General features: G+C 53.7%; 17 protein-coding genes. 5 read left to right on the forward strand and 12 right to left on the reverse strand.

Annotated elements, in window-relative coordinates:
* Positions 1–298 precede the first annotated feature (298 nt).
* Positions 299–1,192, reverse strand: coding sequence for a 4Fe-4S binding protein (locus L1S32_RS07150; protein ID WP_278154339.1), 894 nt, complete (start codon positions 1,190–1,192; stop codon positions 299–301).
* Positions 1,193–1,383: 191 nt separating this feature from the next.
* On the opposite strand from L1S32_RS07150, the gene L1S32_RS07155 reads away from it, so the two are divergent.
* Positions 1,384–2,964 carry a molybdopterin-dependent oxidoreductase gene (locus L1S32_RS07155; RefSeq protein ID WP_278154340.1) on the forward strand — a complete coding sequence of 527 codons (1,581 nt, stop codon included), beginning with the start codon at positions 1,384–1,386 and terminating at the stop codon, positions 2,962–2,964.
* Positions 2,965–2,966: 2 nt separating this feature from the next.
* The gene (locus L1S32_RS07160; RefSeq protein WP_278154341.1) at positions 2,967–4,205 is read left to right on the forward strand and encodes a Coenzyme F420 hydrogenase/dehydrogenase, beta subunit C-terminal domain; all 1,239 of its coding nucleotides are present in this window, start codon (positions 2,967–2,969) and stop codon (positions 4,203–4,205) included.
* Between the two features lie 184 nt (positions 4,206–4,389).
* Here the strand turns inward: L1S32_RS07160 and L1S32_RS07165 are convergent, their stop codons facing one another.
* From L1S32_RS07165 to L1S32_RS07215, 11 genes are all read right to left on the reverse strand, one after another.
* Positions 4,390–6,189: a chloride channel protein gene (locus L1S32_RS07165; protein WP_278154342.1), complete on the reverse strand. Its 1,800-nt coding sequence runs from the start codon at positions 6,187–6,189 to the stop codon at positions 4,390–4,392.
* Between the two features lie 145 nt (positions 6,190–6,334).
* Positions 6,335–7,135, reverse strand: a complete 801-nt coding sequence (locus tag L1S32_RS07170; RefSeq protein ID WP_278154343.1) for a formylmethanofuran dehydrogenase subunit C — start codon at positions 7,133–7,135, stop codon at positions 6,335–6,337.
* 12 nt (positions 7,136–7,147) lie between these two features.
* Positions 7,148–8,869 carry a formylmethanofuran dehydrogenase subunit A gene (locus L1S32_RS07175; RefSeq protein ID WP_278154344.1) on the reverse strand — a complete coding sequence of 574 codons (1,722 nt, stop codon included), beginning with the start codon at positions 8,867–8,869 and terminating at the stop codon, positions 7,148–7,150.
* A 2-nt stretch (positions 8,870–8,871) separates the two neighbouring features.
* The gene (locus tag L1S32_RS07180; protein ID WP_278154345.1) at positions 8,872–10,188 is read right to left on the reverse strand and encodes a formylmethanofuran dehydrogenase subunit B; all 1,317 of its coding nucleotides are present in this window, start codon (positions 10,186–10,188) and stop codon (positions 8,872–8,874) included.
* Between the two features lie 13 nt (positions 10,189–10,201).
* Positions 10,202–10,594, reverse strand: a complete 393-nt coding sequence (locus L1S32_RS07185; protein WP_278154346.1) for a molybdopterin dinucleotide binding domain-containing protein — start codon at positions 10,592–10,594, stop codon at positions 10,202–10,204.
* A gap of 19 nt (positions 10,595–10,613) precedes the next feature.
* The gene (locus tag L1S32_RS07190) at positions 10,614–11,039 is read right to left on the reverse strand and encodes a hydrogenase iron-sulfur subunit (protein ID WP_278154347.1); all 426 of its coding nucleotides are present in this window, start codon (positions 11,037–11,039) and stop codon (positions 10,614–10,616) included.
* Positions 11,039–13,063 (reverse strand): CoB--CoM heterodisulfide reductase iron-sulfur subunit A family protein, encoded by a 2,025-nt coding sequence (locus L1S32_RS07195; protein ID WP_278154348.1) that lies wholly within the window; start codon positions 13,061–13,063, stop codon positions 11,039–11,041. The genes L1S32_RS07190 and L1S32_RS07195 overlap by 1 nt, the downstream gene beginning before the upstream one ends.
* A gap of 12 nt (positions 13,064–13,075) precedes the next feature.
* On the reverse strand, positions 13,076–13,978 hold the full coding sequence (gene hdrB / locus L1S32_RS07200) for a CoB--CoM heterodisulfide reductase subunit B (RefSeq protein ID WP_278154349.1): 903 nt from the start codon (positions 13,976–13,978) through the stop codon (positions 13,076–13,078).
* Positions 13,978–14,562: a CoB--CoM heterodisulfide reductase subunit C gene (gene hdrC, locus L1S32_RS07205; protein WP_278154350.1), complete on the reverse strand. Its 585-nt coding sequence runs from the start codon at positions 14,560–14,562 to the stop codon at positions 13,978–13,980. The genes hdrB and hdrC overlap by 1 nt, the downstream gene beginning before the upstream one ends.
* Positions 14,563–14,572: 10 nt before the next feature.
* Positions 14,573–15,736: a 4Fe-4S binding protein gene (locus L1S32_RS07210; protein WP_278154351.1), complete on the reverse strand. Its 1,164-nt coding sequence runs from the start codon at positions 15,734–15,736 to the stop codon at positions 14,573–14,575.
* A 9-nt stretch (positions 15,737–15,745) separates the two neighbouring features.
* Entirely contained in the window at positions 15,746–16,021 is a 276-nt protein-coding gene (locus L1S32_RS07215; protein WP_278154352.1) for a 4Fe-4S binding protein, read from the reverse strand.
* Positions 16,022–16,436: 415 nt separating this feature from the next.
* Here L1S32_RS07215 and L1S32_RS07220 point away from each other — a divergent pair, with 415 nt between their 5' ends.
* Genes L1S32_RS07220 through L1S32_RS07230 form a run of 3 tightly spaced genes read left to right on the forward strand, consistent with a single transcriptional unit; the run spans position 16,437 to position 19,683 of the window.
* The gene (locus L1S32_RS07220) at positions 16,437–16,619 is read left to right on the forward strand and encodes a hypothetical protein (protein WP_278154353.1); all 183 of its coding nucleotides are present in this window, start codon (positions 16,437–16,439) and stop codon (positions 16,617–16,619) included.
* On the forward strand, positions 16,616–17,818 hold the full coding sequence (gene glp, locus L1S32_RS07225; protein WP_278154354.1) for a gephyrin-like molybdotransferase Glp: 1,203 nt from the start codon (positions 16,616–16,618) through the stop codon (positions 17,816–17,818). Before L1S32_RS07220 ends, glp begins: the two co-directional genes overlap by 4 nt.
* Positions 17,819–17,820: 2 nt before the next feature.
* Positions 17,821–19,683 (forward strand): molybdopterin biosynthesis protein, encoded by a 1,863-nt coding sequence (locus L1S32_RS07230; protein WP_278154355.1) that lies wholly within the window; start codon positions 17,821–17,823, stop codon positions 19,681–19,683.
* Positions 19,684–19,695 lie beyond the last annotated feature (12 nt).

The raw sequence follows: 19,695 nt of genomic DNA on the forward strand, positions 1-19,695 counted from the left end.
ACAATGTCAGAATATAAGTATTCCTAATCCCAAACAATATAATCTTAAAAAAATAAAACCTAAAATGTGAGAGATAGGCAAATCAACCCTCAGATCAGTTAAGATTCATAAACGGTATTACGAAACATACCTGATCGTAGCACAAGATGCAACAAAGATTGAATTTTTTTATCATTAGTATGATGCGCTTCTTTTGAGCTTTTTTTTCAAAAAAAAACGCGCATTTAGCCCTAAACTACACTTAATATATAGTGAATGGAAGAGTAATCAGAATTACCCCCCCCATCCAAACCGGTACTCACAGATTTTTTACAACGGAATCTTCCGGAAGTTTGGTCAGGACAGACTTCACAATCAGGTCAAACCCAATCTCATCCAGCTGGTCTGCCAGAAGGTGGGTGCCCACCGCCTGACGATAGATACGGTACATTGCCTCATCAACTGCCATCTCTGCTGCCTTCAGGGAATTTACCAGCACCAGACGACGGCCAACCTTCGGGTGACGGCCGCGTCTGCCGCCAAAGGTGATCTCGTACACCGGATCCTCTGCCGTTATCACCCCGTATGGACAGGTATGTACACAGGCACCACAGCGGATACAGAGCTCATCATCCAGCACAATAACACCGTTTTTCACCTCAAGTGCATCTTCTTTGCAGTAATCAACGCAGGCACCACACCCGGTGCACCGTTCCGGATGACGGACAGGTTTGACATGCCCGGTCACCCCCACTTCGCAGAGGCGTTCGCTCACACAGGAATTTGGACATGCAGAGATTCCGATACGGGTTTTGACCGGCATCTCACGCCCGAAGTACTTTTTGTCAATATTGAGGGCAAACGGAATGGAATCAATATTTGCAAGCCGGCACCGTTCATTCCCCGGGCATGCCGTCACATTGACCACATTCAGGTGTTCTGCACCAAACGGTGTCCCGTTCTCCATAAGAGCCACGCCGAGTGCCTCCAGATTCTCTTCAGGAACATGCGGAATTTCAATCGTCTGGCGTGTCGTAAGATGGACGCTTTTCGTACCATACTTCTCTGCAGCTTCGGCAATGCACCGCAGCTGATCCGAGGTTACAATTCCTGCAGGGATACGAAGCCGGACAGTATATGCCTCCACCCCATCCTCCACAATTACCCCGCTCTGGGAGTCAGGGTCAAACAACTGCTTCATTACCTGTACCATGTTTCCTCCAGCATATTAGTTTTCACGCCCGGGGCAGACAGTTTTTGCACCAGCATGCATTTGCGTCCGGAACAGAGAGTTATGTTAATTCAATTGACTATCTGCCCTCTATCCACCATAAATAATCAACCGAGTCTCCGCACAGGACAGAATTAAAATAGTTGACATTTTGAATAAATTAATTGAAAGTTATGTCATTCAGATATGTTTCTACACTATGTCCGTTCTGCTCGACAGGATGTTCATTCAATCTGGCAGTCCAGGACGGGGCAGTGGTGGCTGGAGCCCCTTATCACCGCTCTCCTGTCAATGACGGGAAGACATGCCCGAAAGGGCATTATGCATACGAGATGACCACCGGTTCAGAACGCATTTACACACCTCTTATTCGTAAGGATGGTGTACTGACAGAATGCAGCTGGGAAGAAGCACTTGCCCGTGTCACCACACAATGCAAAGAATATGCAGGCCCCGAGATTGCCGTGATTGCATCGGCGCATGCTACAAATGAGGACATTTATGCGCTAAAACGCCTTGCAGAAATCCTGGGAACCGATAATTTCACATCACCCGCTGCGGTGGGCATCGATGCCGCTGCAGGCAGTATCTCTGACATTGCCAATGCAGACTCTGTCGTTGTGGTCGGAAACCTCGCCCTTTCTCACCCCCTTGCTGCACGCAGGGTTGCAAATGCAAAGGACCGGGGGGCAAAGGTAACGGTTGTGGACACCTACCTCAGCCCCACCGCCAGACTGGCTGACATATTTATCCGGGCTGTTCCGGGCAATGAGTCTGAAGCGATTGCAAAAGCTGCCGAATGCATCGAAGGAGAGAACGCATACGTCCTCTTCGGCGTCAGTGCAGGGGACGCAGAGGCATCAGCCGCCGCAGCAGCACTGAACATTGCCGAAGAAAAAAAAGCCGTATTCTTTGCATTCCCGGCACAGAGCAACGGCCGTGGTGCACTTGACATGGGCGCATCCACACCCGTTAAAGCAGTCCTCGCGGATGAAAAGATCAAATGCTGCTATATTATGGGAGAAGAGATGGGGCCCGTTTCAGCAGACTTTGTCGTCGTTCAGGATGCCTTCCTCACCGTGACCGCACAGAACGCAGATGTCGTTTTACCGGCAGCAGTCTTCGCAGAAACCGAAGGTACGGCCACCAATGCAGAACGCCGTGTCCAGCGCCTTCATCAGGCACAGGAGCCCGCCGGAGGCACGAAGCCGCACTGGAAAATTGTGGCTGACGTCGCAGCGGCCCTCGGAACACCTCTCGGATATGAAACACCGGAGGCAATCTTTGCAGACCTCACCGCGAATATCAGGGGATATGATGGTCTTACCTATGAAGCACTTGAAAAAGACGGATGCCTCATTCCCCCCCGAAAGGCTTCTGTCGCTGTCGGGCTCCCGCCGCTGCCGGTGAAAACCAGTGATGAGTTTCCGCTTGTGCTCTCGATGGTCCCGGATATCTGGCATGGGTTTGGCACGGCAGGTACATTCTCAAAGAACTGCCCGACACTGGTGCGGGAATCTCCGGGCATCCGGATTGGAATCAGCTCCGAAGATGCAGAGAAATATGCGGTAACGGACGGCAGGAATGTCACCATCACCTCTGATACCGGAGAGATGACAGCGGCCGTAAAAGTCATGGAAGGCATCACCGCAGGGACCGCAGTCATTCCTGCCATGCGCATGGGGGATATCTGTGCCTGTGCGGTAACCGGCGGACGGAAAAACTGTGCAGTCCGTATTGAGGAGGTGGACTGAATATGTCAGCAAAAGGAGATTTTGTATACGCATGGGCATCGGATGCCGGCATGGCAGAGAGAGGAGAGTGCGGAGGTGCGGTGTCAGCACTGCTGAAATATGCACTGGAGAGCGGGATGGTTGACGCCGTGCTTGCCGTAAAGAAGGGTGTCGACCTCTATGACGCAGTTCCTGCACTCATCACTGACCCGGCAGAGGTCGATGAGACGGCCGGATCGCTTCACTGCGGCACCCTGCTGCTCCCCAAACTCATCAAAAAGTACTGCGGCGGTGCAAAAGACACAAAGATTGCCGTGACCCTGAAGGGCTGTGATGCAAAGGCGATGTATGAACTGGCCAAACGCAACCAGATAAACCTCGATAACATCTACATGATCGGCCTCAACTGCGGCGGTTCCGTGAGCCCGGTAGAGGCACGGAAGATGATCGCTGAGAAGTTTGAGACCGATCCTGACACGGTCATCAAAGAAGAGATCGATAAGGGACAGTTCATCATTGTCACCGAAGATCACGAACACAAGGGCATCAAAATCGATGATCTGGAAGAAGAGGGATACGGGCGCCGGCCAAACTGCCAGCGCTGCAAGACAAAGATACCCCGCCAATGCGACCTTGCATGCGGAAACTGGGGAGTCCTCGGAGAGCGGGCAGGAAAAGCCACCTTTGTCGAGGTGGGAAGTGAGAAGGGCGCAGCCCTGCTCGATGCCGCCGCGAAGAGCGGTGCGCTTGCCACATGTGCACCTGTCCCGCAGGGCCTTGCCATCCGCGGAAAGGTGGAGAGTGCCATGCTCAGACTCGGTGATAAATGCCGTGCAGAACAGTTTGGAAAACTCGGTGACAGTGAGGAGCGCCTGAAATCTATCATCAATAAGACATCACGCTGCATTAAATGCTATCAGTGCATCGACAACTGCCCGATCTGCTACTGTGTGGAATGCTCCACGAAAAAGCCGCACCTGGTCACACCCGGTGAAGTGAACCCGCCCTTCATGTTCCACCTCATCCGGTTCAGCCACATCTCTGATTCCTGCATCAACTGCGGGCAGTGCGAAGAGCTCTGTGCCATGGACATCCCGAATTCACTCTTCATGCATGCACTGCAGGTGGAGATGGAGAAGATGTTCGGATTTGTGCCCGGTGTCAATATGGACCTGCCCATCCTCTCCCTTGTTGAAGAACCGGCAGAACGAAAGCGCCTGTCTGATACCGGAGACGATCAGATCTTCAATATCTTTGCGTAATAACCCGGATGCAGAGACCACCTCAATAAGGCAGAGGTACCAGCCCTCCCTGAAACCCGTCCCCTCAACTACAACACCACATCTCCCGAAAAACACCGCGGAAACTCTCAAAAATCCAAAAATATCCCTTTTTTGACACGCGAAACAGCCATAAAGCTTTCATCCTCCGCAATGGGGACGGTGATTATTTCAGATGCTGCATATATAAGCGCATCACATCAGCCGAAGTCAGAAACCCCGCAAGAGAATCATGTTTTGCCTCATAGACAACCGGAATATGCCGGATGTGTGACTCTGCCATGGTCGTCACTGCCTGCTCCAGCGATGTATGCCCGGTCACGGTCACCAGGTCAGTCGTCATGAAGTCTTTCACATACATCGTTTCCGCATTACCGTCCGCGGCACGGACATCGGTGATCGTGATCACACCGCAGAGCCGCCCATTCTCCACTACCGGAAAGCCGGTGTGGTGGGTCGAGCGGAATTTATCATACAGGGAGGAGATGGTGCAGTCAGGTGCAACGGTTATCACCTCATCCCGCGGCACCATCGCATCACTCACCGGAATATCCTCCAGAATATCCACCCGGTATTCCCTCCTGTGGGCAGGAGAGTATGCACGGTTTTTCACCTGCGCATCAAAAATGGTCTCACCGGAGGTCATGAGAAAGGAGATCGCAACAGCGCCCATGGCAGGCACGAGGAGAGAGAAATTCCCGGTCATCTCGACGATCATAATCAGAACGGAAACCGGCGCATTTGAGATCCCCCCAAAGAGCGCGATCATCCCGACAACGACAAACGCGGGGACTGATGCCAGCGGGACCAGCTGCGGAACGAGCATGTGAAGCCCGGTGCCGAGGGCGCCGCCTGCACCGGCACCGATGACAAGCGCAGGCCCGAAGAGACCGCCGGAGCCGCCGGAGCCCACCGTGAGGGAGGTCGTGAATATCTTTGCAAACGGGATAAAGAGCAGCACAGAGAAGGGAAGCAGCCCGTACATTGCCACCTGCATCACCCCATAGCCGGTCCCGAGGCTTGCAAGCCCGACCAGCATCGCATCGGGAGAGATCTGTGAGACGAGAATCGCAAAGAGGCCGACCCCGAATGCACCACATACCGGTTTCAGGTAAATGGGAGCACCATGTGCTGCAAAAAATGAGGAAAACATCTTCCTTCCTGATTTGTATGACCAGATATAGAGCAGGCCAAAAAGACCCGCCACCACTCCCAGAATAAGAAAGAGCGGAATCTGGGCATATGTCCATGCCGTGGATGCCAGACTGAAGACCGGGTCATACCCTTCAAAATACCCGAATATTGCATACCCGACCACAGAGGCGAGAAATGAGGGGACAATGACATCTGATTCAAAATCGCCGCGGTACATGATCTCTGCACAGAGAATGGCACCGCCCAGCGGAGCCTTGAAAATGGTAGCAATCCCCGCACCAATACCGGTTGCGAGCACAATTCTGCGTTCCCGTTCATCAAGGTGGAAGATATCTGCAAAAATCGAGCCAAATCCTGCAGATATCTGTGCCATCGGCCCCAGTCTCCCTGCACTCCCGCCGGAACCAATCACAAGGACGGAACTGACAGCCTTCACCAGCGGCACCCGCCAGCGGATTCTCCCATCCCCATGATAGGCAGCGATGGCGGCATCGGTGCCGGCCCCTTCACACTCAGGCGCAAACCGGTATACGATGATGGCAGAGAGAAAGGCACCCAGACAGATGACCGGCAGGAGCATCAGCAGGGATGAAGGATGCTGCCATGCGCCGATCTCACCAACCGTGGCGCCTGCGGCAGGAAGGGTGATGCCGCCTACCATCCCCAGAAGAAGTGATGCGGCAAACTGCATTGCCTCAAAGAAGAAAAGGGCGCTGAAACCGGAGATTACACCAATACCAACAGCAATCGCAATAACACGGTTATATTCTGACCTGAAGAGTTTCCACACAAAAATCCCTCGTCCACACACCTGCCTCACCAGCCCAGAAGAGCCGGGATCCGAAATTCTGGTAATTCGTACAGGAAAAATGGAGAGAATACGCAATAAAACATGCAGTTTTTCCGGTGCAGCATCCGGGGAAACTGTGGAACAGGGATACGCGAAAAAAAAGGATTTAGTATTTCATATAAAGCTGACCGTAGATGACCTCACCCTTCTGCTTGGGGTGACGTTCGCCCATGTCTCCCTCATACAGGGCAAACTTGCCGCTCTGGCCATCGACTTCAAGGTCAACATCATTGCGATACTGGAACCCTGGCATCATTACGTCAATGTCACCATAGACGTAAATCGTTCCTTTCACCATCTGTCCGCCAACGCGACTCTTTGCGTTGCCTTTGACGATGATGGTGCCGCCTTCCATGTGTGTACCGACGTGCACGTCGATGTTGCCGCCGACGATGATCGTGCCGCCACGCATGAATGTACCGACATCACTGCCGGCATTGCCGCTGACGCGAATTACTCCGCCCTGCATACCACGCCAGTCGCCGCGGTATGCTGCACCGAGATAATTGCCTGCATTGCCGTTGACGATAATTTCGCCGCCGGTCATGCCAAGCCCTGCAAATGCATCGATGTTACCGTTAACGGTGATTTTGCCGCCGATCATCCAGCCGCCGACATACATGTCTGCACTGCCATTGACGACAATCTCACCTGCGGTCATCTTCATACCGATGTACTTCACACGGCTGACATCACCATTGATAACAATGGTGGTGTCGGCTGCTGTCTGCCCGCCTGCACCTTCAACCTTGAAGTAGTCACCAAGGGTGACAGTCGTTTTGCCGACAAATCCGTGCAGTGCTGCAATCTCCGCTGCAGTCTTCCCTGCAAAGACATCGGGTGTGATGTTCTCTGCCTCAAGGAAGAGTGTGGGGGTCTGGGTTGGGGTAAGAATTACTTTTGCCATATCTCCGTCACCTCACTTTGTTGCATCGACCTCGATGACATACGGATTCGGCACAAAGTGGTGTCCCTCAACCGTGTAGTTGTTCTGCGTCACGGTGTAATACCGGCGGAACTTCTCTGAGATGTCACGCTCAACCATCGGGTTGTCATTGACTTTGGCATTGACCCAGAAGGTGCGCTTGTTGCCCATGTCAACGATCTCGCCTTCCTTCACGATCATTCTGCCGCCCTTAATGAGATAAGCTGCATTACCGAATGCGTACTCAATCTTCTCAGGGTCATCAGTGTCAGTCTCAGGGTTGTACGGATAGACTGCGACATCACCCTCAAGACCGACCTTGAGTGAACCGAACATGTGGGAAAGACCAAGGGTCTTTGCCGGTCCTGCACGGGTCATCATGGCAAGTTCGTAGAGCGAGATTTCACGGTCGATTTCACCGATGTAACAGCGCTCACGGATAGAGTCACCGTATTTGAGCGTGTTGTTGAGCATGTCCTCACGTGCCTGTGCACTCATGAGCCACTTGTAGACACGGGGGTAGCGTGAGAGCGGCCCTGCATTGGGTGCATCGGTGGTGATGTATGCCCGCATCGGGTCTTTGATGAAGAGACCACACTCAAGACCGACTGCCCACTGGGCGCCGGCGATGAATGTCTTCGGGTTGTAGATGAACGGAACAATACCGGATCCGGTCTCAAGCTCCACATCCGTGTTTGCCCACTTGAGGTTGTTCATGTGGGAGAGGTGGTGCTCGAACGGACCGTCTGCCGTCATCGTGGTGGTCTCGTCAAGGGTTACGACACCAAGGTCGTAGCTGATGTTGTCAACTGAGTTGATGTAGTCGATAACTTCCTTTGACTTGGACTCAAAGGACTTGGACGCATAGCTTTCACCGCCGTAGCAGTGGAACTGCAGGTGGGTGTTGTGGAGCACAACGTCACGGCCGAACTCATTCTGCGGCTTGTAGCCCTCTGCGATCTTCAGGGTGTCAAGGGTGATCTCGTAGTTGCCGGGTTCACCAAGACTGTTCCCGTGCACGTGCATACAGTGCGGAAGCCCGAGGTACTCGTTTGCTGCGATGAGGCCGGAGACAATCTGCCGGGGGGTCACGTCAAAGTACGGGACCACGTCATCGACGGTCTCACAGTTCATTCCCCATCCCCAGGACTCTGTACCGCCGGGGTTCACACACTTCACGCCGAATCCCTTGGTCTGGTTGAGAAGCCATGCAATGTATGCTGCAGTGTTCTCAATCTCGTTCTCCTTGAGATATTCAAGGACAAACCAGTTGTTGCCAAAGACCGGGAGTGCTCCCTGGTCGATGATCGGGGTGTCGCGAATCTCCTCATGGGTATGGCGTGCATACAGAGGCGGCATTGCTGCCTCCATAGAGAAGCCGAATCCCATGCGTGCATACAGGTATGCGGTTCTGAGAACGGTAGGAACGGAGAATCCTCCCTCCATACGCTTGATACCACTGCCTGCCTTTCCATTGAAGAGCTTATCTTCCGGACGGAAGTTCCGGCCGACATTCACCTTTGGACCTGCGACGTGAGCGTGTATGTCAACAGCTGCTGCCATCACGGTCATGCCGGTTGCATCGATGACGGTCGGGTTTGTGACATCGCCTGCATCGACGATCTTGCCGTCTTTGATTGCGACATCCACTTTGTCTCCGTTGATCCCCTGAACGGGGTCGAAGACAAAACCATTTTTGATCAGGTAATCTGTCATGATTATGCTGCCCCCTTCAGTGCCCGTACACGGGTCAGAACCATCTGAAGGAACTCTTCATCGGTGAGCATTCCCTCAGGGGGTTCAACGACCTTTCTGGTCTCAATAGGGACATTGTCCATACGGTACGCACATCCGCCGACTTCAACGCCCACAAATGCCACCGGGACATGCACCTTTGAGACAGCAGATGTCGGGGTGATATGCGGGTCGATACAGACGGACGGAAGCTGTGCAATCTTCTTCACGGAACCAACCGGGAAGTGTGCACCGGGGTCAGACCCAAGTACAAACACTGCGTCAACCTCGTCACGGATAAGCAGATCATTGGATGACGAATCGCCTGGGTTATACCGGGCGAATCCGCGGGTCAGGTCAAGACAGAACGGGAACCCGAACTGCCATCCCCAGACCTGTCCGGAGCCGGTCACATTGTAGTGGCCCCGCATCGCTACGATGGCTGCTTTCGTGTAGTCATTCAGGTCACGGGTGACCATGATTGCAATATCGATATTATGGTTCTTTCCGAGTGAATGGGTCACACCCATACCGAAGAAGATAACCGTAAACCGACCTGACTTGAGCGTTTCCGCAACTTCGTAGATCTGCTCTTTGGGAATGCCTGCAACAACATCCGGAAGTGCTTCGCCACGGATGGCAACCCGGATTGCGCTCAGGAGTTCATAATCGCGGCCCTGTTCAAGCTGGAGATGGACATCTGCCATCTTCGCTGTGTCAGTCTTGCGCGGGTCGACTACGACCATCTTCCTTGACTTTGATCCCTTGCCGGTGAAGAAACCACGGGGGAATATCGAGTACCGCGACATGTGACGCGGGTGAGCATGTGCCGGGTTGCATCCCCAGAAGACCACACGGTCTGCACGGTTTGCAATTTCACCAAGGGTTGCTGAGGGTACACCGACATCCTGCACAGCAATCAGGGTTGAACCGTGACAGACTGTTGCAGTGTTGTCCATGCATGCGCCGACTTCCTCACCGATCTCTGATCCGGTGCCCTGTGCAGTACAGCTTGTCGAGGACCAGCCGTACATTAACGGCTTTTTGGCATCGACGAGCAGTTTTGCAGTATAATCGGCTGCCTCATCATACGTTATTTCTTTCCAGGAGCCGTCTTCCTGCTTCATCTGGGGGCGGGTCAAGCGATCTTTTGCCTGGGAGTGGAGAAACTTCGTTGCTCCAATGGCACAGGCATTGTACACCTCAAGGATCTCCTCTCCGTCATCGGAGAGGGCGACCTCAAGGTCATCGCAGAGCGTCCCGCAGAACGGGCAGACGACATCTGTTACTATTTTCGCCATCTTTCACACACCCTTATAAGCACTCCTCTGTAATCAGAGCAATGGCATCAAGGACCTTCTCATCCTCAGCGACCTCAACGGTCACCGGAGTTCCCTTGAATGTTGGCATCCCGGTAGAGTAGGTGTTGGGGTCAACAATTGCATTGGCCCACGGTCCCATAGGGATCCACCCAAGCCCGGGGTGCGGGCCCTGGGTTGCGCCAATTGCCTTGACCACAACAGTCCCAAATTCACTGGAAACACGAACATTCGTGTTCTTAAAGCACCCGAGACGCTTAAATTCAGCGTCATCGAGCTCGAGGATCCCGCAGGCATCCCGATAGGCAAGTTTCTCCTTGCCGTTTTCCATCGAGACGCCCTGCTGGATCGTCCTACCTGAAATCAGGTTTATCTGAATAGCTGCCACACCTTCATCTCCGATTCAGTTATCTCTCGTACTTCTTGATCGGGCTTGGGCCAAGTTCTGTGACCGTTTTGACAACATCTTCCATGACCATACCCCACTTTGCACCCTCGGATGCGGAGACGAAGGTCATTCTCAGACGGTTGTCATCAAGACCGATGTTTTTCAGGAGGTTCTTTACGAGGAACATGCGCTTTGCACACTTGTAGTTGCCCTCAAGGTAGTGGCAGTCACCAAAGTGGCACCCTGAGATCAGCATTCCATCTGCACCATCCTGGAACGCCTTCATGATGAAGAGCGGATCAACACGGCCGGTACACATCACACGGATGGCACGGATATCGGGCGGATACTGAATACGGGCACCACCGGCAAGGTCTGCACCTGCGTACGAACACCAGTTACAGATGATTGCAATAATTTTTGGTTTCCAGTTCTCATCTGTCATTAGTACTCCCCTCCCTTGAGAAGGAATGCATCTATTTGAGCACAGATCTGTGGTGATGTGAAGTGCTGCATCTTGATTGCACCGCCAGGACAGAATCCTCCGCAGGTACCACAGCCTTTACACTTTGCCTCGGTAACTTCCATCACGGTACGGCCTTCCTTGTCAATAAGAGCAAGGGCACCATACGGGCACTGCGGGACACACATTCCACAGCCTGCACAGATTTCATCCATACACTGTGCGAAGTACGGCTCGAGCTGCACTTCTCCGGTGTGGATTGGAATCGATGCTGCGGATGCTGCACCCTCTGCCTGTGCGACGGTGTCAGGAATATCCTTTGGTCCCTGACAGACACCAGCGAGGTAGATACCTGCTGTGGTGGTGCCACACGGGTTGAGTTTCGGGTGTGCCTCAAGCAGCCAGCCGTCCTGTGACTTGGAGACACCGAACATCTGGCGGATGCGCTCAGCTTCAGGCTTCGGCTGGATTGCCGCTGCAAGGACGACCATGTCCATCTCCATTGCAACAGGCCTTCCGAGAAGGGTGTCTTCGGTGTGGACAATGAGGTTCTTTGTGGTCGGGTCTTCCAGAATGTTTGCCACACGGCCGCGGATGAACTTTGCACCCTCGTTCTGGATACGATAGTAGAACTCCTCGTACATCTTTCCAAAGGAACGGATATCCATGTAGAAGAGGTAGGGCACTGCACCGGGGATCTTTTCCATGATCTGGTGAGCGTGCTTCAGGGAGTACATACAGCAGAAGCGGGAGCAGTAAGCCTTTGCAACACCGCCGGTGTTGTCACGGGAGCCTGCACAGAGAACGAATCCGACCTTCTTCGGGATCTGCCCGTCAGACGGACGAATCAGCTTTCCGCCGGTAGGTCCGGATGCACAGATCAGGCGCTCGAACTCAAGACCGGTGATGACATTGTCAAACCGCTTGTATCCCCACTCTGTCTTCTGTTCAATCGGGATGAAGTCGTATCCGATAGCGAGGATACAGGTACCGACTCTGACCTTCTCAAAGGTGTCCACCATGTCAAGGTCAATTGCACGCTTCTCTTCACCACATGCCTCAACACAGAGACCACACTTCACACATGCGTCGAAGTCGACGGTGTACTGCAGGGGCATAACCTGCGGGTGATAGATGTAGATTGCCTTCCGTGGTGCCATGCCAAACTCGAATGGGTTTGGTTTGATGACAGGACAGACTTCAGCACAGTCACCACAGCCATTACAGCCGCCGCCGATGATGCCGCGTTCCAGTGCTTCGGTGGGATCGAGGACGCCACGTGCCTTCTTCCGGAGGGTGATGGTGAAGTTGCCGATGTAGCCTTCGACATTCTCAACTTCGGTGTAGGTTCTGAGCTCAATGTTGGGGTGTCGGCCGACATCCACCATCTTCGGGGTCAGAATACACTGTGAGCAGTCAAGTGTCGGGAAGGTCTTGTCGAGCTGGGACATACGTCCACCGACAGTCGGAGCCTTCTCAATGAGATAGGTCTTGATGCCTGCGCTTGCAAGATCGAGTGCAGCCTGCATACCACCGACACCGCCACCAAGGACGAGTGCGGAGTGCTCTACAGGCACACTCTTCGGCTGGAGGTCTTCAAGCATCCGGGCCTTTGCGACCGCAATGAGGACCTGGTCCTTTGCCTTCTCGGTTGCGCCTTCCCAGTCGTGCATGTGCACCCAGGAGTTCTGGTCACGGATGTTTGCCATCTCAAACCGGAACTTGTTCAGTCCGCCTTCCTGTGTTGCTGTACGGAACGTTGGCTCGTGGAGACGCGGAGAACATGCTGCAACGACAATGCCGTTCAGGTTGTGTTCTTTGATAGCGTCGATGATCTTTGATTGTCCCGGAGTTGAACACATATACTGGTATTCATCTGCGACAACAACACCATCGAGTGTCTTTGCGTAATCCATAACCTCCTGAATGGAGAGGGAACCTGCGATGTTTGTACCGCAGTGACAGATAAAAACACCAATTCTTGATTCTTCTTTAGTTTCAGTCATTCATTTCACCTCTCAAAGAATCTTCTCCAGGAATGGTTTACAGTCAATACCGTGCAGGTCAAGTGCAAGCTCCTGTGGAGTCATGCCCTGTGCAAGGCCGAGGAGTTCATTGAAGTGAAGAACAGGCAGATTATAGGTCTTGCCGAATTTCTCCTGAATCTCAATCTGACCCCTGTCATACTGAAGCTGGCAGAACGGACACACTTCTGTGAGTGCATCGGCACCGACTTCTTCCAGGTTGATCAGTTTCTCATTGGTGATATCCAGTGAGTGTACGATATCATATCCACGGACACCGCCGCCGGCACCACAGCACTGCATCTTGTTGCGGTACTGGACTGCCTCTGCACCGAGTGCCTCGACAAGCTCATCGATCCACATTGCATTTTCGGTGTCACCGAAATGGCGCTCTTTCGCGGGCTTCATCAGGTGGCATCCGTAGTGGACACCAATCTTGGTCCCGGTAAGGGGGCGTGTAACGGATGCTGCAAGTTTGTCAACACCACAGATCTTCGGGTCATAGTAGAGTTCGGCAAGGTGCCAGACATCAATGGAGCCCTTGAACTGCATGTCGACTTCAGCGAGCACATCGTTTACCTGGTCACGGAGTTCATCGTTGTGCTTCAGGATGTGGTTGACTTCCCAGATGGACTTGTAACATCCGTTACAGATGAGTGCAATGTCCATCTTCATCTCTTCTGCAAGCACGAGGTTGCGTGCTGCAAGTGCATACCAGACGTTCAGGTCAATTGCTCCGAACGCACCTGGTGCAGGACAGCAGCTTGCACCTTTCAGTGGAAGAAGTTCAATACCAACTTTCTCACTGGTCTTTATTGCTGCAGCCTCACATCCGGGGTACCGGTTCGGCGCAATACAACCCAGGAAGAATGCGTACTGATGCATATCTCCAGACATTATTGACCCTCCTCAGCGAGAATCCGATCTGCATTTTCTTTCATCTTATAGTGGTCTATGATCTTCTGAATAGCCGGCATAAACTCAGGGTAGCTGTGTGTCGTTGGTGGATCTGCAGGCAGACCAAGCTTTACACGGGCTGCACGGTTGACATCGTTGTTCGGCACTCCATGTCCGGTTGTGTAGATGAGCTGCACGGTCTTGAGGAAGTTGCGTGGCACAATATCATATTTGAACGCAAGGTTTCTCATCGCCATGATCACATCTGTCGGTGCAAGGTCACGCGGGCAGCGGTCTGTACATGAATAACAGGTGGTACAGAGCCAGAGGTCAGGGTCATTGAGCGCTTCCTGCTCGAGCCCGAGAACTCCCTTGCGCATGAAGAGACGAATCCGATACGAACTGCGGGGTGCTGACGGACATGAACCTGTGCATGTTCCGCACTGATAGCACATATTGGCAGCCGTACGGCTGATTTTCTTCACATCTTCGAGAAACTGAGGGTTGGAATCAGTAGTATAGAAATACGTATCTCTGAGTTTCTCTTCCAGTTCGGCATTGCCGTAATCTTTTACTCTTGCCATTTGCTTATCCTCACGCGGTTTCCATCATCTTGAGTTCAACCTCGTCCTTTGCAGCCTCTTTTACCATTGAGGTGCGCGGAGTGCAGAGCTTGTCCTTTATCTTCAGGAAGAGATCAGTCTCCTTGCCCTTCACACGGATGCCGGTACGCCTCAGTGTGATGATATCCTCACCGGGGCATGCGTTTACGCAGGCGCCACAGAGAATACAGAAGTCCTTATTGACAGCAATAACAGGCTCGTTCTCGCCTCTCAGGTCTTTTGCAGCCTTCGGGGTGGGGAGGTAGATTGCATTTGCGGGACAGACCTCAACACAGGTGGAGCACCCGGCAGGGCACTTGTCTGCATTAAATTCAATGTCACCCTCAAAGATCTTCTCTACCGTGATTGCCTCGGTTGGACAGTTGATGTCACACCAGCGGCAGGTGCAGCAGTTCTCTTCAAGGATTTCGACCTTGCCTGTGAGCTTTGCTGATTCAACTGCCCTCTCAACGGTAATTGCCTCTTCAGGGCATGCTTCGACACAAACCTGACAGCCGTCACAGAGCTTCTCGTCCCAGACAACATCGCCCACGACTGCTCCGAACTCTGCTGAGAATGGTTTGCGCTTCACATCAATTGCCGGACAGAGTTCTGAACAGATGCCACAGCGGGTACACTTCTCGTCATCGACGGTGAAAGTGGTCTTTGCTGCGAGCACAGTCTGCCTCTCAAGTGCCCCTTCAACAGTTCCCTCAAATGCAGGGACTTCACGGCTGATTGCATCGCGGGGACAGACGTCCTCACAGATGGTACAGCGGACGCACTTGTCCTGGTCAATCGTTGTGGCCATATCATATTCAGGGAACCCTTCACGCTCAACAATCGGAAGAGCTTCCTCGCCGTCAATTTTGAGTGTCAGGGAATTGAACGGGCACATCACAACGCAGACGCCACAATATGAGCACTTCTTTTCATCAATGTTAATGGGCTCTGCATAGTCAACTACACCACGACGGACGGCACCTACCAGTCCAAGACTGATTGCTTCCTCTGGGCAGGCTTCTGCACAGATTCCGCATCCGGTACATGTCTGTCCGTTCAGAATCAGGTTGTTAACGTTTTTGAGGAGCTTCTGCTCCATAATGACGTTAACGCCACTTCTCTTTTTGGAGAATTTCGGGAAGAATGTATCCATGTTTAAACCTCACTCCATACCTTCTGCCAGGGATTTGGATTTCGAACCCCACGGTCCTGCCAGCCGTATCACATTAAACGGGCATGCCTCAACACATACGCCACACCCGGCGCAGAGTTCATGATCTACATCGAGAACAATGGCCTTGCCATTCTTCACCTGGTAGATCTTTTCATCAGTGACCGGATCTATCGTAAATAGCTCCAGCGCATCGACGGGGCATGCAACAACGCATGCGTTACAACCGGTACACCGCTCCATGTTAATATGCAATGCAAATGCCATGGTTTCACGCACCAGTATCGATCAAATCGATTACAGGAAAAGTTGTTGAAAAGAATAGATAAATGTATTGAAGTGCAGCGTTTTCAAAAAAACAGAGCAGAACCCACCGATTCTGCTAGTATACATTTACAAAGACCCATTATAAACAGAAATACATTAATTATAAGACCAGCCCTCCACCAATACTCACCAGAAAAATCCCGAGAAATTTTATCACAAACGGCAAAAAAAAGACAGTTCGCCCCCCACCCGGAAAACCACATTTTTGAATGCCGGTTCCCCATTTATTCATCATTCTGCGGACAGAAATGAAGGATTCAGAGATTTTCCTTCCTGTTAAAAAAATAATAATATCCGCACGCTGACATTTCCGTACAGTAAACCTAATTTCAATCAAAGACCACCATATGTTAGCATGACAACAGATGAACTGACAAAAATATTCGAAGAGTTCGGAATTGAGAATGAAATCACCTGTCCACAGGCATTTGAGATCTCTGAGAAATACGGCGTATCAAAGACAGAGATTGCCCGCTACTGCAACAGCCGGGATCCCCGGATCAAAATCAGGGGCTGCCAGCTGGGCTGTTTCAAATGAGCATTTTTCTTGAACTGATACCGGTCGCCGAAGCAGAGAGGATTCTGCAGGGAATTGCTCCGCAGATGGAGGAAGAAAAGATCCCCCTCACCGAGGCATTCGGGAGAGTCCTCTCCCGGCCCGTCACCGCAGCAGAAGATATTCCCGGTTTCACCCGCACAGTGGTGGACGGGTATGCCGTCCGTGCGGCAGATACCATCGGTGCAGGTGAGGCACTGCCTGCTATGCTTACCATCACCGGCCGTGTCGGAATGGGAGACGGAGATGCGGGCACAGTCGGACCCGGTGAATGCAGGTATGTACCAACAGGTGCGGTCATACCGGATGGTGCCGATGCCGCTGTGATGATTGAATACGCTGAAGAGTCCGGAAACGATGTCCTCATCTACCGTGCGGTCGCACAGGGAGAGAACCTCACCCTCCGGGGGGACGATTTCCGGAGATCGGATCTGGTATTTCCGGCAGGCAGACGCCTGTCACCCCGCGACCTCGGTGTTCTGGGTTCGCTGGGCATCACCACGGTGCCGGTCCGCAGGCGGCCGGTACTCGGGATCATCAGCACCGGGAATGAACTCATCAGCCCTGACCGGACACCCGGACCCGGAGAGATCAGGGATGTAAACACCTATCTTTGCGACGGATACGCACGGGAACGGGGTGCCATCCCACGCATCTATGGCATCATACCCGATGAACGCGAACCTCTCGAGGCGGCCATCAGGCTGGCAGTCAGCGAATGCGACCTGGTATGCATCTCGGGCGGCAGCTCCAAAGGGGAACGCGACATGTGTGCTGCCATTCTAGCAGACCTCGGCACAGTCCATGTTCACGGCATCGCACTTGCGCCGGGCAAGCCGACCATCATCGGCACCATTGATGGCATCCCTGTACTGGGCCTTCCCGGCCACCCGGCGTCTGCCTATGTGGTCCTCGTAGCGCTTGGCGATGTACTCATCGCCGCGATGACGGAAGGCGAAGTCGCACGCATAACCGTGCCGGCCCGCTGTGCCGCCCCGGTACCGTCAGTACGGGGACGGGAGGACTATGTGCGTGTCAGGCTGGAGGGGAGGGACGCATACCCGCTCTTCGGGAAATCCGGCCTCACCAATACGCTTATCGAAAGCAGCGGACTGCTCCGCGTCCCTGACGGCAGGGAAGGATATGAGAAGGGAGCAGAGGTTGAGGTGATCCTGTGGTGACCATGGTACGACGATATCTCGAACTGGTTTCCCTGGAGGAGGCCCTCAAAACAACACTCTCATCATTCCCGTACATTCCCATCGTGGAAGAGACCCCCCTCTCTGAGGCAGCGGGCCGGGTGACGGCGGCACCGGTATTTACCCGGCAGTCGGTTCCCCCGGTACACCTCTCCGCGATGGACGGGATTGCCGTCCGGAGCGAAGACACCATCGGTGCCGCTGAACAGCGTCCGGTGACCCTGCAGCACTTCCGGCGGGTGAATACCGGCAATGTCGTTCCCTCAGAGTATGACGCCGTCATCATGATCGAGGACGTGGAGGAGGAGGACACAGGACAGTATATCATCCGCAGGGCCGCGGCCCCGTGGCAGCATATACGGCCGGTGGGAGAAGATATCGGCGAATCTGAGATGATTGTCCCCTCATCGCACCGTATCCGCCCTCATGAGATTGGCGCACTGGCAGCCTACGGCGTGACAACAGTCCCGGTCCGGACCGTCCGTGTCGGACTCATTGCCACCGGCAGTGAACTGGTGCCTCCCGGCACCCGCCCGGAAGCAGGCCAGGTTGTCGAGAGCAATATGCAGATGGCGGCAGCATGCCTGCGTGACCTCGGCGCCACGCCCACCCATTACGGCATCGTGCCGGATGAGCCGGAACAGATCCGTGAGGCGGTCATCCGCGGCATCCGGGAGAATGATATGCTGATCATCTCCGCCGGATCCTCCAAAGGCACCCGCGATTACACGGCATCCATTATCGAAGATCTTGGCAGGGTGTTCATCCATGGTGTTGCCATCAAACCGGCCCGCCCCGTGATCATCGGTGCCATTGACGGCAAACCCGTCATCGGCACACCCGGATACCCGCTTGCCGCATACACCATCATCCGTGAATTCATCAGCCCGATGATGGGTGCATACGGCCTGCAGCCGCCGTCGCCTGAGACTGTCCCTGCCGTCCTCTCCACCCGGCTTGATTCGGCAGGGGGCACGGACGAATTTGTTCTGCTCTCCGTGGGCAGAGTCGGCGGCCGGTGGGTGGCTGTTCCCCAGTCACGGGGGGCCGGCGTACAGATGAGTGCAGTCCGTGCGAATGCCTACATGAAAATTCCCGCACGGAAAGAAGGAGTGATGAACGGCGAGGAGGTGCAGGCGACCCTGATGGTTCCGCAGTCTGCTGCTGCTGAATCCCTCCTCATCACCGGCAGCCATGACCCGTGCATTGACTACCTTGCTGATATGCTCCGGGAACATGCGGTAACCCTCCATCCCACCCATGCCGGCAGTATGGGAGGCGTTCTTTCGCTGAAACAGGACACCTGCCATGTGGCGCCGATGCACCTTCTTGCAGAGGACGGCACCTACAATATCCGGTACCTTGAAAAGTATATGCCGGAAACACCGCTCACCCTCATCTGCGGGGCAGAACGGGAGCAGGGCATCATCGCACCCGAACCGGTCACATTCGATGAACTCATCGGCAAACGGATCATCAACCGCCAGAAGGGTTCGGGGACCCGCATTCTCTTTGACCATCTCCTCAGACAGAGAGGGGTGGACCCGACAGAGATCACAGGATACGGACGGGAGGCAACCACCCATCTTGCCGTAGCCCTTGCCGTCCGGTCAGGGGAGGCGGAAGCAGGCATCGGCGTATACAGTGCGGCAAAGGCCCTTGGCCTTGCGTTCACTCCCATCGGGACAGAACGCTATGAACTGGTGACACGGACAGCGACTCTGGAGGCCATGCCCGAAGTGCGTATGCTCTTCGATCAGGTGTCCTCAGATAGTTTCAAAGATACACTGCACCGCCTGGGCGGTTACCGAACAGAAGAAACAGGGATAATCAGAAGAATTCCCTGAACATTTTAATTC

This window comes from Methanogenium sp. S4BF (assembly GCF_029633965.1).
GTDB lineage: Archaea > Halobacteriota > Methanomicrobia > Methanomicrobiales > Methanomicrobiaceae > Methanogenium.

Bases quoted from the DNA above. Each gene is read 5' to 3' on its own strand.
- L1S32_RS07150 (WP_278154339.1), bottom strand. From the start codon at position 1,192: ATGGTACAGGTAATGAAGCAGTTGTTTGACCCTGACTCCCAGAGCGGG.
- L1S32_RS07155 (WP_278154340.1), top strand. From the start codon at position 1,384: ATGTCATTCAGATATGTTTCTACACTATGTCCGTTCTGCTCGACAGGA.
- L1S32_RS07160 (WP_278154341.1), top strand. From the start codon at position 2,967: ATGTCAGCAAAAGGAGATTTTGTATACGCATGGGCATCGGATGCCGGC.
- L1S32_RS07170 (WP_278154343.1), bottom strand. From the start codon at position 7,135: ATGGCAAAAGTAATTCTTACCCCAACCCAGACCCCCACACTCTTCCTT.
- L1S32_RS07175 (WP_278154344.1), bottom strand. From the start codon at position 8,869: ATGACAGATTACCTGATCAAAAATGGTTTTGTCTTCGACCCCGTTCAG.
- L1S32_RS07180 (WP_278154345.1), bottom strand. From the start codon at position 10,188: ATGGCGAAAATAGTAACAGATGTCGTCTGCCCGTTCTGCGGGACGCTC.
- L1S32_RS07190 (WP_278154347.1), bottom strand. From the start codon at position 11,039: ATGACAGATGAGAACTGGAAACCAAAAATTATTGCAATCATCTGTAAC.
- L1S32_RS07195 (WP_278154348.1), bottom strand. From the start codon at position 13,063: ATGACTGAAACTAAAGAAGAATCAAGAATTGGTGTTTTTATCTGTCAC.
- hdrB (WP_278154349.1), bottom strand. From the start codon at position 13,978: ATGTCTGGAGATATGCATCAGTACGCATTCTTCCTGGGTTGTATTGCG.
- hdrC (WP_278154350.1), bottom strand. From the start codon at position 14,562: ATGGCAAGAGTAAAAGATTACGGCAATGCCGAACTGGAAGAGAAACTC.
- L1S32_RS07210 (WP_278154351.1), bottom strand. From the start codon at position 15,736: ATGGATACATTCTTCCCGAAATTCTCCAAAAAGAGAAGTGGCGTTAAC.
- L1S32_RS07215 (WP_278154352.1), bottom strand. From the start codon at position 16,021: ATGGCATTTGCATTGCATATTAACATGGAGCGGTGTACCGGTTGTAAC.
- L1S32_RS07220 (WP_278154353.1), top strand. From the start codon at position 16,437: ATGACAACAGATGAACTGACAAAAATATTCGAAGAGTTCGGAATTGAG.
- glp (WP_278154354.1), top strand. From the start codon at position 16,616: ATGAGCATTTTTCTTGAACTGATACCGGTCGCCGAAGCAGAGAGGATT.
- L1S32_RS07230 (WP_278154355.1), top strand. From the start codon at position 17,821: ATGGTACGACGATATCTCGAACTGGTTTCCCTGGAGGAGGCCCTCAAA.